The organism is Terrisporobacter glycolicus ATCC 14880 = DSM 1288 (genome assembly GCF_036812735.1).
GTDB lineage: Bacteria > Bacillota > Clostridia > Peptostreptococcales > Peptostreptococcaceae > Terrisporobacter > Terrisporobacter glycolicus.
In genome coordinates, this window is the sequence record NZ_CP117523.1 from 3,900,122 (window position 1) to 3,918,099 (window position 17,978).

Here is a 17,978-nt window from a genome sequence, read left to right on the forward strand (position 1 = left end):
TTTAGACAGCAAAACTCAAAGCATGACTTCAGTTTATTTATTTTTCTTATAAACTATTTTTCCATCTATAATTGTATATAATACATGACTATTTATCTCAAAAGGATTATTGTCCCAAATAACTATATCAGCATCTTTTCCAATTTCAATAGATCCAACTTTATCGTCTATTCCTAATACTTTTGCTGGATTTATTGTTATTGCTTCCAATGCCTTTTCTTCTTTCATTCCATGTTTTATTGCTATCCCTGCACATATAGGCAAGTATTGAATGGGAACGACTGGATGATCTGTCATTAAACAAACATCTAATCCTGCATTTGAAAGAATTCCCGCTGTTTCAAAAGTTAAGTTACGAAGTTCTATTTTAGATCTTTCTGAAAGAGAAGGCCCTACGATTACTGGGTATCCTTCTTCCACCAATTCATCTACAACTAAATGCCCTTCTGTACAATGATCTAGCGTTAATCTTAAATTAAACTCTTTTGCAATTCTTATGGCTGTAAACATATCATCTGCTCTATGAGCATGAGCTTTAAGAGGGATTTGTCTTTTTAGTACTGGTATTAAACTTTCGTATTTAATATCATATTCTGGTTTACTTTCATCGTCTTCTTCTAACTCACATCTTTCAACTTCTTCTAGATATTCCTCTGCCTTTTTCAAATTTTCTCTAATTAAAGCTGCTATAGCCATTCTTGTTTGTGGAGTTTTATCGTCGCTACCATAAACACTTTTAGGATTTTCTCCAAAAGCGATTTTAGCTGCAACGGGATTTTTTATTACCATTTTATCTATAATTCTACCGAATGTTTTTATAGCTATACACTGACCACCCATTACATTAGCACTTCCAGGCGTAGTACAAACTGCTGTTATTCCACCTTGAACTGCTTCTGTAAAGTTTCTATCCATTGGATTTATGCCATCAATAGGATTTAAATGAGGAGTCACAGGGTCTGTTTCTTCGTTACCATCAGCACCTTCTGCTCCCATTCCATCTTCCCAAAGACCTAAATGCGTATGTGCATCTATAAAACCTGGCAATACTAAACACCCATTTGCATCTATTACTTGTGCATCCAAAGGTGCTACTATTTCATCACCAATTTCTATTATTTTTTTATTATCTATAAGAATATTACTATTTATTATTCCTTTAGTTACTGTATTTATTGTTCCATTTTTTATGAATATCACTTATTCTCCTCCATTATTAAAGCTTCATAGATAAGGCAACTCTTTGTTTATCCAAATCTATTCCTATTACTTTAACATCTATTATATCCCCAACAGAGCAAATTTCCATTGGATCTTTTACAAATTTATTACTCATTTGTGATTTATGAACTAAACCATCATTTTTTATTCCTATATCAACGAATACTCCGAAGTCTACAACATTTCTAACAGTTCCTTTTAAAATCATACCTTCTTTTATGTCTTCTATCTTCAATACATCTGTTCTAAGTATAGGCTTCATTCCATCTTCTTCTCTAGGGTCTCTACCTGGTTTTTTAATCTCTAAAATAATATCTTTTAAAGTTAATTCTCCCACACCTAAATCTTCACTTAATTGTTTTAAACCTATTTTTTCTACTTTCTCTTCTATATCAGATATATTTCTATTTTTTATATCATCTAAAGAGCATCCTAATATTTCTAACATTTTCTTACAAGTATCATAACTTTCTGGATGGACTCCTGTATTATCTAATGGATTTTTACCATCTTCGATTCTCATAAATCCAGCACATTGAACAAACGCTGAAGGTCCTAGTCTTTTTACCTTCTTAAGTTCTGTTCTTGATTTAAATGATCCATTTTCTTCTCTATAAGTAATTATATTTTTAGCTACAGCTTTACTTATTCCAGCTATATGTTCTAAAAGTGAGTATGAAGCTGTATTTAAATCTAATCCAACTTTATTTACCGAATCTTCTACTACTCCATCTAAAACTTCTTTTAGCCTCTTTTTATTTAAATCATGTTGATATTGTCCAACACCAATACTTTCTGGATCTATTTTTACAAGCTCTGCAAGAGGATCCTGAAGTCTTCTTCCTATAGATATAGCTCCTCTTATAGAGACATTTATATCTGGATGCTCTTCTGCTGCCAATTCAGATGCGGAGTAAATTGATGCTCCTGCTTCATTTACTATAATGTATTGAGTATCTACACCTAATTCTTTTATTAAATCTGATATAAGACTTTCTGATTCTCTTGATGCTGTACCATTTCCTATGGCTATAACATCTATTTTATGATTTTCTATTAATCTTTTTAGTGTTTTCTTAGTTTGTTCTACTTTACCTTGTGGTTTGTGCGGATATACTATCTCTTCATCTAAGAATTTTCCACTGGCATCAACCACTGCTATTTTACATCCATTAACATATCCTGGGTCAAATCCCATAACTACTTTTCCCTTTAGTGGTGGTTGTAATAAAAGATTTTTTATATTTTCACCAAATACACTTATGGCTCTCTCTTGAGCCAATTCTGTCAAATGATTTCTAACTTCTCTTTCTATTGACGGAAATATTAATCTTTTATAAGCATCTTCTATGGCTGCTACTAATATTTCTTTATTTTTAAAGTTATTTTTATTTATATATTGATTTTCTATATATTTTAAAATTCTATCATTATCTATTTCTAGTTTAACTTTTAAGAATTCTTCTTTTTCTCCTCTATTTATTGCAAGCACCCTGTGAGAAGCCATATTGCTTACTCTTTCACTAAAATCATAGTACATATCATAAACAGATTTTTCATCCTTAGTATTTTTAGTTACTATAACTCCATATTTTAAAGCATTTTCTCTCATATATTTTCTTATTTGTGCATTATCAGAAATTATTTCTGCGATTATATCATTTGCTCCTTTAAGTGCATCTTCTACAGATAAAACTTTTTTCTCTTCGTCTATAAACTTTTCTGCTTCTGAATTTATATCAGCTATACTTTTTTCTAAAATTAATAAAGCTAAATCTTCTAAGCCCTTTTCTTTTGCTATTGTTGCCCTTGTCCTCTTTTTTTGTTTAAAAGGAGCATAAATATCTTCAACCTCTTGTAATGTATTAGCTTTCACTAAGCTTTTTACTATTTCCTCTGTTAATTTTCCTTGCTCTTCTATTATTCTTTTTACATCTTCTTTTCTAGATTGTAAATTTCTTAAATACGTTAATCTATCATTAAACTGTCTTAGTATAACGTCACTCATTTCTCCTGTCATTTCTTTTCTGTATCTAGCAATGAAAGGTATTGTATTCCCTTCGTCTATAAGTTTAATAACATTGTCAATTTGTTCATCCCTTAGATTAAACTCTGATTTTAAAATTTCATTAATATTCAACTTTAACCTTCTTTCTAAAAATAAGGCTTAAGAATATTATTATTCTCAAGCCCTATGTTTTAATTATTTATTAATTTTGTTCATTTTTAAATACTCGTTTATAAATAAATCTATATTTCCATCTAGTACACTATCCACATTGCCTACTTCACAGTTTGTTCTGTGATCTTTTACTAATTTATAGGGTTGAAAAACATATGATCTTATCTGGCTTCCCCAGGTAATCTGAGAATACTTACCTTGTATATCTTCTATTCTTTCTTTTTGTTCTAATTCTTTTAGGTGAATTAATTTCCCTTTTAGCATTTTCATAGCTGTCTCTCTGTTCATTAGCTGAGATCTTTCATTTTGACACTGAACTATTACTCCTGTAGGTAAATGAGTTATTCTCACTGCAGAATCTGTAGTGTTTACATGCTGTCCTCCAGCACCAGAAGCTCTGTAAGTATCAATTTTCAAATCTGATGGATTTAATTCAATGTCTATATCATCATCCAATTCTGGAGTAATATCCACTGAAACAAAAGATGTATGCCTTTTTCCTGATGTATCATAAGGTGATATCCTTACAATCCTGTGAACACCTTTTTCACTTTTTAAATATCCATAAGCATTTAAACCTTCAATTAACAAGGTTACACTTTTAATTCCTGCTTCAGTATCTGGTAGGTAATCTAAAGTTTTAATTTTAAAGTCTTTATTATTTGCATATCTTGTGTACATTCTAAGAAGGATTTGTGCACAATCTTGAGCATCTAATCCACCAGTACCTGCATTAATAGATAATATGGCATTGTTTTTGTCATACTCCCCATTTAAAAGAGTTTTTATTCTTACCTTGTCTAGTTCACTTTGAATACTTTGGATCGATGATTCTATTTCTTTCTCAATAGAATCATCATCATCTTCCATTGCCATTTCTAGCAATATTTCTATTTCTTCTAGTCCATTTTGTAAACTTTCATATTCTTCTATAGTGTCTTTTAAAGATTTATTTTTTTGTAATATTTTTTGTGCTCTTTCATTATCATTCCAGAACTCTTGCTTAGCGATTTCTTCTTCCAATGACTGAACTTCTTTATTTAGGCCATCTATGTCAAAGAGAAACCCTCAAATCTTTTAAATTTACAGACATTTGTTGTAATTCTTGTCTGTATTCTTGTTCATTTAGCATTTGAACCCTCCAAACTATTTTCCGCAACAATGTTTAAATTTCCTACCACTTCCACAAGGACAAGGCTCATTTCTTCCCACAGTTTTTTCTTTAACCACAGGAGATTTATCAGCTAAATCACTTGGTGATGATAAAGTATCAACATCTACTACTGATTTTCTTTCTTTTGGTTGTTGCTCTATAGTTATATTAAATAAATATCTTACTGTATCTTCTTGAATATGTTTAACCATATCGTCAAACATATCAAAACCTTCCATTTTGTATGCAATAACTGGATCTTGTTGTCCTAATGCACGAAGACCTATACCTTGACGTAATTGATCCATTGCATCAATATGATCTATCCAGTGATTATCAACACATTGAAGAAGTATAATTCTTTCTACTTCTCTCATTCTTTCAGAACCTATTAGTTCTTCTTTTTCTCTATATACATCATGAGCTATTTCATAAATTTTATCACTTAATTCTTGTGTTTTTAATCCTTCAAGTCCTTCTATATCTAAGCTGCCTTTTGGCATAAATAACCCATATAAATATGATTTTAAGTTTTCTAATTCTACACCTTTATCTCCTACATAAGCAGCAACTGCAGAACTAATTATATCTTTTATCATACCTTGAATTTGCTCATTTATGTCTTCACCTTCTAAAACTCTTCCTCTTTCATCATATATAACTTGTCTTTGCTTATTCATAACATCATCATATTGAAGAACGTGTTTTCTTATACCAAAGTTTCTTCCTTCAACTTTCTTTTGAGCATTTTCTATAGATTTAGTTAACATTTTATGTTCAACTGGCATATCGTCCTCTAAACCTATTTTTTCTACTACACCTTGAATTCTTTCACTTCCGAATAATCTCATAAGTTCGTCGTCTAACCCAATGTAGAATCTTGAGCTACCTGGATCTCCTTGACGACCTGAACGTCCTCTTAACTGGTTATCTATTCTTCTAGATTCATGTCTTTCAGTACCTATGATTGCTAAACCACCAGCTTTTCTAACTTCTTCTTGTTCTTGTTTAGCTTGTTCTTTATATTTTTCATATAAATCATCAAATGTACGCTTAGCTTTTGCCAGTTCTTCATTTTCTGCTAATTCAGTTTCTTCTATATGAGTGTCTACTCTTTTTATTGCAGATTCAGTAAATCCTTGTCTTTTTAACTCTTTTTTAGTTAAGAATAATGGATTCCCACCTAACATAATGTCCGTACCACGACCAGCCATGTTAGTTGCTATAGTAACAGCACCTAATCTACCAGCTTGAGCAACTATTTCCGCCTCTTTTTCGTGATTTTTAGCATTTAATACCTCATGTTTTATTCCTCTTTTTTTAAGGATTTGAGATAGTTTTTCTGATTTATCTATTGATACTGTACCAACTAATATTGGTTGTTTCTTTTTATTTCTTTCTAATATTTCATCAGCTATTGCGTTAAATTTACCATTTTCATTTTTGTAAACAACGTCTGCTGAATCTTCTCTTTGAACTGGCTTATTTGTAGGAATTACAACAACGTCCATTTTGTAGATTGATTTAAATTCTTCTTCTTCAGTTTTAGCTGTACCAGTCATACCTGCAAGTTTCTTGTACATTCTAAAGAAGTTTTGGAATGTTATTGTTGCAAGAGTTTTAGATTCTCTTTGTACATGTAAACCTTCTTTTGCTTCTATAGCTTGGTGTAAACCTTCTGAGTATCTTCTACCAAACATTAAACGTCCAGTAAACTCATCAACTATTACAATTTCTCCATCTTTAGCTACATAGTCTACATCTTTTTTCATTATTGCATGGGCTTTCAACGCTTGAGTTATATGATGATATAATTCTGTATGCTCTATATCAGTTATATTTTCAACATTAAAGTAAACTTCAGCTTTCTTTATACCTGATTCTGTTAAAGATGCAGCTTTTTGTTTTTCATCTATATCATAATCTCCATCTGAGAAATGTGCTTCTTTTTCTTCTTTAGTTTTTTCTTGCTCTGTTTTACTTGGAGCTTTTAATGTTAATACGAATGTATTTGCATCTGTATATAAGTGTGTAGATTTATCTCCAGGTCCTGATATTATAAGGGGAGTTCTAGCCTCATCTATTAATATAGAGTCAACCTCATCCACGATTGCATAGTTTAACTCTCTTTGAACCATTTGTTCTTTATGAATAACCATGTTATCTTTTAAATAATCAAATCCGTACTCATTATTAGTTCCGTATGTAATGTCACAATTGTATTGTTCTCTTCTTACTTCTGGAGTTTGTCCATGAACTATAACACCCACAGTAAGTCCTAAAAATTCATAAACTTTACCCATATCTTCCTTATCACGTTTTGCTAAGTAATCATTTACTGTAACAACATGTACACCTTTACCTTCAAGGGCATTTAAATATACTGGTGCTGAAGCAACTAAAGTTTTACCTTCACCAGTTTTCATTTCAGCTATTCTACCTTGATGAAGGACCATTCCACCTATAAGCTGAACATCATATTGTCTAAGACCTAAAACTCTTTTTGATGCCTCTCTTACTACTGCAAAAGCTTCTGGTAATATATCATCTAATGTTTCGCCTTTTAATAATCTTTCCTTAAATTCGTTTGTCATATTTTTAAGTTCTTTGTCTCTCATAGACTCGAACCTTGGTTCCATCTCATTGATTTTTTCAGCAATCTTTTGGAAATTTTTTAATTCTTTTTTATCTGCCATATTAAATAAATTATCTAAAAAACCCATTATATGCATCTCTCCTCATTGTATTATTATACTATTATACATTTTAACATAAAAATTCATGATTTAATATTAAATATTAACTTAATCATGCATTATCATACTTCCTGAATATAGTTTTAACCACTCTTTAATATTTATTTAAAATTCATCATCTTTTGATGGTGCTATATATTCATAAGCCTGATCATGACTTAGTTTTTCAACACTTTCTAACTTTCTATTAATTTGTCTTGTTCTAGTTCCTACTAATTTATCTATTTCTGAACTAGCTTGATTCAATTTACTCTGAGCAGCATTTAATACTGTCTCAAATTTAGAGAATTCTGTTTTAACTGCGCCAAGTACTTTCCATACTTCACTAGAATGTCTTTCTATCGCTAAAGTTTTGAATCCCATTTGTAAACTATTTAAAAGCGCTATTAATGTTGTTGGCCCTGTTATATTAATTTTAAAATCTCTTTGTAAGTCCTCCACTAATTGCTGACGTTTAATAACTTCTGCGTATAAACCTTCTGTTGGTAAAAATAAAATACCAAACTCTGTAGTATTAGGTGGATCTATATACTTATCTCTAATATCTTTAGCTGACTTTTTAATAAATTTTTCTAATTCTTTAGAAGCGCGATCTATTAAACCTTGATTTCCTTCTTCATAAGCGTCTATTAGCTTATTATAAATGTCCAAAGGAAATTTTGCATCTAGAGGCAAATATATTGTATCTTTTGTTTCATCTTTACCAGGAAGCTTTATTGCAAATTCCACGGTTTCTCTAGAACCTTTTTTTGTAATAATATTTTTAGCATACTGTTCTGCCCCTAAAAACTGTTCTAATATACGTTCTAACTGAATTTCTCCCAACACGCCTCTTGTTTTAACATTGGAAAGTACTTTTTTTAAATCCCCGACTCCCGTGGCTAAAGTTTGCATTTCTCCTAAACCTTTATAGACTTGCTCTAGCCTATCATTAACCATTTTAAACGATTCGCCTAATCTTTTTTCTAGAGTGTTTTGTAACTTCTCATCTACTGTTACCCTCATTTTTTCTAGATTATCTTCTGTTGACTTAGTTAGCTTTGTGAATTTATCTTCTGTTACCTGTGTTAATTGATTTAACTTTTCATTTTGTAACTGAGCAAGATTGTCTAAGCTTTTCATCATATTTTCATTAAAAGAATTTAATGTATTCTCCAAACTTTTTGAATTTATATCAAATTGATTTTGTTGAAGTGTAGAGAGATTCATAATATGCCTTGATATAGATGATGTTAAACTATCTATAGAAACTTTCATTTCTTGCCTATTTTCTTGTTCGTTCCTTCTTGACTCTTCTCTATTTGTGTAAAATTCTTGTCTAGATAGTTTTTCCATACTATCAAATTTCTTTTCTATACCTTCACTAAATTTTTCTATGTTTGCATCCTTAGGCCTTGTACATATGAAGATATTTATGATTAAAAGCACTATTACTATAATAAGTAATATCTCTGTCAAAATATCAGCTCCTTTTCTCCCCCTTATATTATAATCTTTCGTATTTGTTAAATTTTGCATGCCACATTTTATATGATAACAAAATATAGTTTTTTACTCAATAATCTACATATTAATAGTATAAGCCTTTATTTATCTTTCAAAACTTAAAGTTAATTCTACTTACGCTTTTTAACAACATTCATATTCTATTTTAATTATTAAAAATAAATATTCTATTCAATATAAAAAGGCTATCGATAAAATTATCGATAGCCTTGAATATTTTTAATAACTAATTATGTTATTCATGCTCTATTAAACCATAACCACCATCTTCACGTTTATATACTATAGATATTTCATCACTATCTATATTTCTAAACATATAGAATCCATGCTCTATTAATTCCATTTGTAGTACTGCCTCTTCTGGACTCATTGGTTTCATATCGAATTTTTTACGTCTTTCTATTACTATATCTAAACTTTCATCATCTTCTTCTATTCCTTCATCAATTTGGAATCTAATACTTTCTTCCTTAGATTGATGTTTATCTTGTAGTTTATTTTTATATCTTCTTATTTGTTTTTTAAGTTTGTCATAAACAACATCAATGGCCGCATATAAATTTTCTTCACTATCTTCTGCTCTAATTATTGGTCCACTTATAGGGATAATTGTTACTTCTATTTTTTGAGCTGCTTTTTTTGCACTTACAGTTACTTTTACTTCAGTTTCTGGATTAAGATAACGTTCTAACTTTCCTAACTTATCTTCTATTGCATTTTTGATTCCATCTGTAAGTTCTAATTTTTTTCCTGATATTATTATTTTCATAAGAACATCTCCCTTCACTTATGTAAAGCACATGTAATTTTATACTTTACTTTGTGTATTAGTATTTATGCTTTAATAATATATTCTATATTAATTGTTTTTCTCCTTTTTTTTTATTGTTAACTTTTTATTTTTTTATATACTGTCATAAAAAATAGTTTTATGTATTTTTTTATTTATTTTTATACTAATGTGGATTATTAATCAACATTAATTGTGGATAATGTTGATAACTTTGTTGATAACTTTAGTGATTGTGTATATTATCTAATTTTAATACCTAACATTTATCCACATATAGTAATTATACATTGTTAATTATTTTATTCATTAATCACAATCATAATTTAATCTTATTTTCACTGTGTTGATAGACTTTATTTAATATAGATATATATTTTTATTTTATGCAATTTCATTAATATCTATAAACATTTTTTAAAAATCATTTTCTTTTTTGGTAAAAAAAAAAGTACCTCTATAGGTACTTATTGTTTCAGCTGACCTGGTCTTTGACCCCACACTCGCCTACTGCAGCTTTCGCTCGGGTTTGCCTCACTACTAACCATCTCGATTTTAATACCGGTAGGTCTTACATCTAAGACGCACCATGATCATTAACCCAATTTTTAGTGTTAACTTACGTGGATCCTTTCGCCTGCGTCTGGCTTGGACTTGCAACCACAGACCTGAAACATATTACTATTTTAACGGCTTAAAACAATTATGTCAATAGAATTTTATTCCTTTACGTATACATCTACACAGGTTGTAAGCAATGTAAATATACATATATTGTTTACAGAGTTTATTTTCAATACTTTTGATATTTCATTTGCAGTTGATCCTGTAGTAAAGATATCATCTATTAATATTACATTTTTATTTTTAATAAGATTAATATTCTCTTTTACCTTAAAACCATTTTTTAATTCTTTTTCTCTATCTTCTTTATTCAATTTATATAACTTTTTTGTATCTTTTTCTCTACTAATACAATCTATCGCAGGTACATTAATCAAGTCACTTAATTTATTAGCTATCTTTTCTGCTTGATTAAATCCTCTTTTCTTTAACCTTTTTTTATGTAAAGGTACAAACAATATGTAATCAGCCTTTATATCTTCTAATAGAATCTTTTCTTTCATTAAGTAGGCTACGTACCTACATAAATAAGTTTTACTTTTATATTTAAAATCTAAAATTAATTTTTTACTTATATCATCATATTCTATACATGCGATTGCCTTATCAAAATAAAAAGTTTTATTATAACAATAGTTACAGTCAATTAAACTTTCTCTTTCCAAATTTCTATTTACTATAGGTTTTCCACATTTGTTGCATCCATCTAAAATAAATCTTAGCTCCTTAAAACAACTTCTACAAAGAGAATAAGGATTCTTTAGTTTTATAGGATTATCACAAATTATGCAAGTTATATTTCTAGGATAAATATAATTTATTGCAATTTTAATAGTTTCCTTTATATTATTTGGAATTAACTTTGATATAAGTTTCATTATTATTTACTTAACAGCCCTTCTTTTATAAATTTATTTAATTTATATGATAAATTAGAGTATCTGTCATTTATTCTATTGTTTTTAATCATCTGTTCTAAGTATTTAACATCACCTACTAATACAACAAGCTTTTTTGCTCTAGTAACTGCTGTATAAAGTAAATTACGACTTAACAACATAGGTGGTGCCCAAACTATGGGTATAACTACTACTGGGAATTCACTTCCTTGACTTTTATGAATTGTTGTACAAAAACTATGATCAAGCTCGTCTAGTTCATCATATTTATAAGAAGCAATTTTTATCTTATCAAAAAGTACAAAAACAGTTTTCTTATCTTTATCTATATGAAATATATATCCAATATCTCCATTATATATACCTTCTCCCTTATCACTTTTGTCCTCTGTTTCCCATTTTTTTGTGTAGTTATTTCTAATTTGCATCACCTTGTCCCCCACCCTAAAAATTCTTTTGGCAAACTGTTCTTCTTGTTTATACTTATTAGGTGGATTTAGATATTTTTGCAATTCTATATTTAAGTTATTTACCCCCAAGTCGCCTTTTCTCATTGATGTTAATACTTGTATGTCTTTTAATTTATCAAATTTATAAAACTTAGGAAGTCTTTCACTTACAAGCCCTATTATTTCATTTAAAATTTCTTCATTGTTTTTTTTTCTTAGGAAGAAGAAATCTTTGTTTTTTACATTTAAAAATAGCGGCTCTCCATTGTTTATTTTATGAGCATTAACGACTATCATACTTTCTCTTGCTTGTCTAAATATTTCATTTAATCGTACAGTTTTTATTACATTGGAATCAATAATGTCTTTTAGAACATTTCCTGCTCCTACTGACGGTAATTGGTCACTATCTCCTACTAAAAGTAATCTTGTTCCTAATTTTACAGCTTTTAAAAGATTGTACATTAATATAATATCAACCATAGATGCTTCATCCAATATTATCACATCAGCATCTATTGGATCTTCTTCATCTTTAAAAAAGACTAGTTCATCACTGTCTGTAGCAAATCCCATTTCTAGCAATCTATGAATAGTTTTAGCCTCTTTATTTGAGGTTTCACTCATTCTCTTAGCTGCTCTACCTGTTGGAGCACATAGCAATACTTTTTGATCATTATTTTCAAATATTTTTATTATAGTATTTATCGTTGTAGTTTTTCCTGTACCAGGGCCACCTGTAATAATTGTTACTCCATTATTTATAGATTCTTTTACTGCTAAGATTTGATTATTCGCCAAACTTATTCCATCTTCTTTTTCAACAACTTTTATTTCTTCTTCTATATTAATCCGTAAATCCTTCGTTTCATGTTGAGATAACTTTATTATTTCTTTGCATACACCATTTTCGCATATATAGTACATCATTAAATAGATAAGTATTTCTCCGTTCATATTTTCTAAATGTATTTTTTGGTCATATGCCAAATACATAATTCCATTTTCCACATATTTAGATTCTATACCTAAAATTTTAACTGATTGTTCAATCAATATTCTTTTAGGTAAATATGTATGACCACTTCCCAAGCTTTGGTTTAAAGTAAATAAAATACCCTGCATAATTCTATCTGGAGAATATTTGTCTATACCTATTTTGCTGGCAATATCATCGGCAATTCTAAATCCTATACCTCTTACTTCTTCTGCTAATCTATATGGATTTTTATTTATCACTTCCAAGGATTTATCTTTATATTTTTTATATATTCTTAAACAATAATTAGGAGTTATTCCATAAGGAGATAGTTGTATTATTATATTTCTAAGTTCTCTATTTTCTTCATAGCTTTCTTGGATTTGTTTTACTTTCTTCATACCTATTCCTTCTACTTCAGTTAATCTTTCTGGAGTATTTTGAATAATATCTAAAGTATCAACACCAAATTTATCTACTATTCTTTTAGCCATTTTTTCGCCTATTCCATGTATCATACCAGAAGATAAATAAACATAGATACCCTCAAGAGAAGATGGTGTAACGGGTATAAAACTTTGCACCTCGAATTGAGATCCATAAATTTTATGATTCACCCATTTTCCTTCTATTTCTATGCTTTCTCCTACAGATAAAGTTGGCATACACCCTACAATAGTTATTTCATCATTTTCATTGGCTAAAGAGGCTATGGTATAACCATTTTCTTCATTTTTAAAGACTATATCACTAACCATTCCTTGTAATTTTTCCATTTCAATTCTCCTAAAATCATTTATTAACGCCTACTTATAATTATTGGTATTATAAATATATTTTATGTTATCACTTAATGTAAAAAAAATAAAGAGCCGTATTTTATACAACTCTTTATTATTTATGTTAATCATTAAAATTATTTTATTGAAGATTGTTCTCTTAATGCTTCAGCTTTATCAGTTCTTTCCCATGGTAAATCCACGTCAGTTCTTCCAAAGTGACCATAGGCAGCTGTTTGTCTGTATATTGGTTTTCTTAAGTCTAAGTCTCTTATTATAGCACCTGGTCTTAAGTCAAAGTTTTTGTTGATTAATTCAACTAATTCAGCTTCAGAAACTTTTCCAGTTCCAAAAGTATCTACAAATATAGATAAAGGTCTAGCAACGCCTATAGCATAAGCTAGTTCTATTTCACACTTATCTGCAAGTCCTGCAGCTACTATATTTTTAGCAACGTATCTTGCAGCATATGCAGCAGATCTATCAACCTTAGTTGCATCTTTTCCTGAGAATGCTCCACCACCGTGTCTAGAATATCCGCCATAAGTATCTATTATTATTTTTCTTCCTGTTAAACCAGTATCTCCTTGTGGACCACCTATAACGAATCTTCCTGTTGGATTTATATAAATTTTAGTTTCATCATCTAATAAATCTGCTGGTATAACTTCTTTTATTACTAACTCTATTAAATCTTTTCTTATAGTATCATTGTCCACATGTTCACTATGTTGAGTAGATATTAATATAGTATGTACTCTTATCGGCTTATTTCCATCATACTCTACCGTAACTTGAGTTTTACCATCCGGTCTCAAATAATCTACTATTTCATTTTTTCTTATTTCTGTTAATCTTCTAGATAACTTGTGTGCTAAAGATATAGGTAATGGCATTAATTCTGGAGTTTCATTACATGCAAATCCGAACATTATACCTTGATCTCCTGCTCCTATAGCTTCAATTTCTTCTTCTGTTTGTTCTCCACTTTTACTTTCTAAAGCTTCATCAACACCCATAGCTATATCTGATGACTGCTCATCTATAGCAGTTATAACAGCACACGTTTGGCTATCAAACCCATATTTAGCTCTTGTGTATCCTATTTCATTTACTGTCTCTCTAACTACTTTTTGTATATCTACATAAGCATTTGTAGATATTTCCCCTGCTACTAATACTAATCCTGTTGTTGTTGTTGTCTCACAAGCTACTCTTGATAAAGGATCCTTCTCTAATAAAGCATCTAATATTGCATCTGAAATTTGGTCACACATTTTATCTGGATGACCTTCAGTTACTGATTCCGATGTGAATAAATGTCTTGACATTGTATTTCCTCCTTTTATTATCTATTTTTGTCAATTTGGGTAAAAATAAAACCTCTTCTTTAACAGAAGAGGTTAATTATCACATAAAAATTATAATTAACTAACCTCATCTCTCTAACGTTTCCGTTAAGTAGGATTTAGCACCGTCCCCCATATGGGAGTGGTTGCTGGGCTTCACAGGGCCTGTCCCTCTGCCTCTCTTGATAAGGTGTAATCACGATTACACATATATTTTATTATTACTTTTAACAAGTATATGATAACCCTTTTTTTTTATAGTGTCAAGAATTTATTTATTTTAAGAACACTATTTAGGCTTTTATCATATGATTCTGTATAAGTATTTTATGTTGATTAAAGTTATGTATTTTTTTATTATGTAGTTCATATATTTTTGAAGGGAGGTAAGTTCCTATGTATTTAGCCAAAGTGCATTATAAAAAAGAAAATGTTATAGAAATATTAAGCTTAATACTCAAAGATATAATTAATGAAAATACCGTTGTTATTTGTATAGGAACAGATCGTGCTATAGGAGATGCTTTAGGTCCTTTAGTCGGTACTATGCTTAAAAATAGCGACTTTAAATACCCAGTTTACGGTACCCTAGATAATCCTATTCATGCCTTGAACATATATGAATCTTTTGATCAAATAAAAGAAAAGCATCCTAACAGTGAATTCTTAGCTATTGATGCCTGTTTAGGTTCTATAAATAATATAGGAAACATCCAAATTAGAAAAGGACCAATTCTACCAGGTAAAGGCGTAGGTAAAAAACTCCCGCAAATTGGATCTCATTCAATTGTAGGTATTGTAGATAAAGTAGATGAAAATAATAGATTTTCATTTAATAATGTTCGACTTCATTTTATTTTAGAATTGGCTGAAACTATTGCTCTATCAATCTTACTCTCAACCTAAATAGAGTCATCTCTGTACTTATATTAAAAAGGGCTGTACATACTAATTAAAATTATTATGCCAGCCCTTTTATACTATTTTTTATTTCTTCTTTTAAATGTTCCACCTGTTTCTAGTAAATCTAAAGTACTTAATGATGAGCCTGTTCCTCTTGCAACACAAGATAAAGGTTCATCAGCAACGATTACATTAATCCCTGTAGCTTCTTCAATTCTCTTATCTAGATTTCTTAATAAAGCCCCTCCGCCAGTCATTACTATACCAGACGTACTTATATCCGCTGCCAATTCAGGTGGTATTTTTTCTAATACAACTCTAGTTGTAGCTACTATTTGCTTTATACATTCTTCTAAAGCTTCTGCTATTTCTTGTGAACTTACTTCTATAGTTTCTGGTAAACCTTTTATTATGTTTCTACCACTTATTTTCATAAATTGTTCTTCACTATCTTTCATTGCTGTTCCAATTTCTACTTTTAGCTTTTCTGCACTTCTCTCTCCTATAAGAAGATTATGCTTTTTCTTAATATACGCTACTATGGCAGTATCAAACTTATCTCCGCCTATTTTTATTGAGTCACTAACTACTGCCCCTCCAAGAGATATAACAGCTATGTCTGTAGTTCCTCCACCTATATCTATTACCATATTTCCATTTGGTAAAGATATATCCATACCCGCACCTATTGCTGCTGCAATTGGTTCTTCTATTATATATACTTCTCTTGCTCCTGCTTCTCTAGTTGCTTCCTCTACTGCTCTTTTTTCAACTTCTGTTACACCTGTTGGTACACATACCATTATTCTTGGCATTACAAGTCTTCTAAATCCTTTTTTCTCAACTATCTTTTCTGTAAAGTATTTTAACATTTTTTCAGTTGCTTCATAATCAGAAATAACACCATCTTTTAACGGTCTTATTGCCACTATATTGGCAGGTGTTCTCCCTATCATTTTTCTTGCTTCATTTCCAACTGCTAAAACTGTATTTGTATTTTTTTCAATTGCAACTACCGACGGCTCTTCTAGTACTATGCCCTTACCATCCACATATACTAAGACATTTGCCGTACCTAAATCTATTCCTATATCTGCTCCAGCCATATTTTCACTCCTTTTATTATTCATATATATTAAACTTTATTTGATTTCTCTTAAAGACCTCTATGTTACAAGATATACAAAAAAATAATATAAGTCAAGAAAAAAATGCAGGTTTTGTCCTATATTTTTTACCTATAATATTTTTATTTTTGTTTTATATTATTATTTATTTTTATAATTTAATTTTTTTGATTTTCGTGTCGTTTTTTAGCATAAAATCTGAATAACATTATTATATTGAAATCTTTAAAAATCAAAAAAGTGCAGGATATACCTACACTTTTTTTTCGCTTTCATATTTAAGCTTAGTTGCCATACCACCTCGAATATGTCTTTCTGATTTATTCTTTTCTAAAACTCTCTTAACCTCTAAAGCTAGAGAAGGATTGATTTCTTCTAATCGTTCCGTTACATCCTTATGAATAGTACTTTTACTTACACCAAAAGTTTTAGCGGTTTGTCTTACTGTTGTATTTTTTTCTAATATATATTTTGCTACAATAACTGCCCTTTCCTCTATATAGGATCTCACTCCCTTCCCCCCTAACATCATATCCTTATTGATATATATGAGAGAAAGTCAAAAAATATAACAGGCCCAATCAAATATGATTGAACCTGTTAAGCTTTATTCTAATAAACTCATTGGATTAATAGCTGTGTTATTTTTGTATGCTTCTAAGTGAACATGTACTCCACTTAAACATTCTACATCACTAGTATTACCTGCATACCCTATACATTGGCCTTCTTTTATTTCATCGCCTTTTTTTACTGTAATATTCTTACCTAAACTAGAATATACAAATACAGTATCTTTACCAGATTTAATTTTTACAGACATACCATATTCATCGTCATCATATACATCTAATACTGTACCAGGAGTTAGTGATTTAACTTCTTGATTTTCATTTGCTTCTATGTCTATCGCCTTATGTATTTCCCAAACTTCTAAAGTTTCTGAATAGCTTGGCTCTTTTTCTGAATAATCTCTTATTACTTGATTTCCTAAGTAGCTTATTTTGTTATGTTCAGCTTCTTTTGCTTTTGCTAAGTTTTGATCAGAATCTGTAGCAGTTGGAAGAACATCATTTTTTTCATCTTCAGTTAAATGTATTTCATCTTCACTTTTTGTTGGAGTATTCTTCGATAATAAATTATCTACATTTTTGTTAGTAAACCAAATTCCTCCAATGGCTAAAATACAGATACATATAAATAAGGATAAATAAAAAGCATCCTTTTCTAATAATTTCTTTTTCATGTTGTACCTCCA

13 protein-coding genes and 1 riboswitch are annotated in these 17,978 nt (G+C 29.7%); of the genes, 1 reads left to right on the top strand and 12 read right to left on the bottom strand.

From position 1 onward, the window contains the following. Window positions 1-33: 33 nt before the first annotated feature. From TEGL_RS18905 to metK, 9 genes are all read right to left on the bottom strand, one after another. Window positions 34-1,200: an amidohydrolase gene (locus TEGL_RS18905; protein ID WP_018589997.1), complete on the bottom strand. Its 1,167-nt coding sequence runs from the start codon at window positions 1,198-1,200 to the stop codon at window positions 34-36. A gap of 16 nt (window positions 1,201-1,216) precedes the next feature. After that, entirely contained in the window at window positions 1,217-3,361 is a 2,145-nt protein-coding gene (locus TEGL_RS18910) for a Tex family protein (RefSeq protein WP_018589996.1), read from the bottom strand. A gap of 63 nt (window positions 3,362-3,424) precedes the next feature. Further along, window positions 3,425-4,535, bottom strand: a protein-coding gene (prfB, locus tag TEGL_RS18915) for a peptide chain release factor 2 (RefSeq protein WP_154650615.1) whose coding sequence is annotated in 2 segments (ribosomal slippage) — window positions 3,425-4,459 and window positions 4,461-4,535 — 1,110 coding nt in all. Because the reading frame shifts where the segments join, the coding sequence is not laid out codon by codon here. A 14-nt stretch (window positions 4,536-4,549) separates the two neighbouring features. After that, a complete protein-coding gene (secA, locus tag TEGL_RS18920; protein WP_018589994.1) occupies window positions 4,550-7,279 on the bottom strand; it encodes a preprotein translocase subunit SecA in 2,730 nt (909 codons plus the stop codon). A 138-nt stretch (window positions 7,280-7,417) separates the two neighbouring features. Beyond that, window positions 7,418-8,770, bottom strand: coding sequence for a DNA recombination protein RmuC (locus tag TEGL_RS18925; protein ID WP_018589993.1), 1,353 nt, complete (start codon window positions 8,768-8,770; stop codon window positions 7,418-7,420). Between the two features lie 283 nt (window positions 8,771-9,053). Continuing rightward, window positions 9,054-9,590 (bottom strand): ribosome hibernation-promoting factor, HPF/YfiA family, encoded by a 537-nt coding sequence (gene hpf, locus TEGL_RS18930; RefSeq protein ID WP_018589992.1) that lies wholly within the window; start codon window positions 9,588-9,590, stop codon window positions 9,054-9,056. A 740-nt stretch (window positions 9,591-10,330) separates the two neighbouring features. After that, the gene (locus TEGL_RS18935) at window positions 10,331-11,113 is read right to left on the bottom strand and encodes a ComF family protein (protein ID WP_018589991.1); all 783 of its coding nucleotides are present in this window, start codon (window positions 11,111-11,113) and stop codon (window positions 10,331-10,333) included. A 2-nt stretch (window positions 11,114-11,115) separates the two neighbouring features. Further along, the gene (locus TEGL_RS18940; RefSeq protein ID WP_018589990.1) at window positions 11,116-13,338 is read right to left on the bottom strand and encodes an ATP-dependent RecD-like DNA helicase; all 2,223 of its coding nucleotides are present in this window, start codon (window positions 13,336-13,338) and stop codon (window positions 11,116-11,118) included. A 140-nt stretch (window positions 13,339-13,478) separates the two neighbouring features. Further along, window positions 13,479-14,672: a methionine adenosyltransferase gene (gene metK, locus TEGL_RS18945; RefSeq protein ID WP_018589989.1), complete on the bottom strand. Its 1,194-nt coding sequence runs from the start codon at window positions 14,670-14,672 to the stop codon at window positions 13,479-13,481. 103 nt (window positions 14,673-14,775) lie between these two features. Next, a riboswitch (SAM riboswitch) is annotated at window positions 14,776-14,882 on the bottom strand. 204 nt (window positions 14,883-15,086) lie between these two features. Here metK and yyaC point away from each other — a divergent pair. Then, the gene (gene yyaC, locus TEGL_RS18950) at window positions 15,087-15,596 is read left to right on the top strand and encodes a spore protease YyaC (RefSeq protein ID WP_018589988.1); all 510 of its coding nucleotides are present in this window, start codon (window positions 15,087-15,089) and stop codon (window positions 15,594-15,596) included. Window positions 15,597-15,670: 74 nt separating this feature from the next. Here yyaC and TEGL_RS18955 read toward each other — a convergent pair whose 3' ends face one another. From TEGL_RS18955 to TEGL_RS18965, 3 genes are all read right to left on the bottom strand, one after another. Next, window positions 15,671-16,699, bottom strand: a complete 1,029-nt coding sequence (locus TEGL_RS18955; protein ID WP_018589987.1) for a rod shape-determining protein — start codon at window positions 16,697-16,699, stop codon at window positions 15,671-15,673. Window positions 16,700-16,973: 274 nt separating this feature from the next. Beyond that, window positions 16,974-17,231 carry a sporulation transcriptional regulator SpoIIID gene (spoIIID, locus tag TEGL_RS18960; protein WP_018589986.1) on the bottom strand — a complete coding sequence of 86 codons (258 nt, stop codon included), beginning with the start codon at window positions 17,229-17,231 and terminating at the stop codon, window positions 16,974-16,976. A 96-nt stretch (window positions 17,232-17,327) separates the two neighbouring features. Then, window positions 17,328-17,966, bottom strand: coding sequence for a M23 family metallopeptidase (locus TEGL_RS18965; protein WP_018589985.1), 639 nt, complete (start codon window positions 17,964-17,966; stop codon window positions 17,328-17,330). Between the last annotated feature and the right edge of the window lie 12 nt (window positions 17,967-17,978).